The sequence below is a fragment of the Streptomyces nanhaiensis genome (genome assembly GCF_046614825.1).
In the GTDB taxonomy this organism is placed as follows: domain Bacteria; phylum Actinomycetota; class Actinomycetes; order Streptomycetales; family Streptomycetaceae; genus Streptomyces; species Streptomyces radiopugnans.
Map to the genome: position 1 here is coordinate 1 of NZ_JBKJFM010000415.1, position 379 is coordinate 379.

The following is a 379-nucleotide window of genomic DNA, read 5'->3' on the forward strand; positions in this document are numbered from 1 at the left end:
GCCTGCTCCGGACGCAGCACGGTCAGCCTCGCCCCCAGCGCCTCCAGATGCAGCCGGGCGACCTTCTCGTCCAGACGCTTGGGCAGCACATACACCCCCACCGGATACGCGTCCGGCTTGGTGAACAGCTCGATCTGCGCGATCGTCTGGTTGGCGAAGGAGTTCGACATCACGAACGACGGATGCCCGGTGGCATTGCCCAGGTTCAGCAGCCGCCCCTCCGACAGCACGATGACCGCGTGACCGTCGGGAAACGTCCAGGTGTGCACCTGCGGCTTGACCTCGTCCCTGACGATCCCCGGCACCGCCGCCAGCCCGGCCATGTCGATCTCGTTGTCGAAGTGCCCGATGTTGCCCACGATCGCCTGGTGCTTCATCC

1 protein-coding gene is annotated in these 379 nt (G+C 66.2%); it reads right to left on the reverse strand.

Annotation, left to right across the window (positions count from 1 at the left end; all coding sequences use genetic code 11):
- The coding region (locus tag ACLIYP_RS30875; RefSeq protein WP_412716354.1) for an adenosylhomocysteinase at positions 1 to 379 on the reverse strand (379 nt) is incomplete at both ends.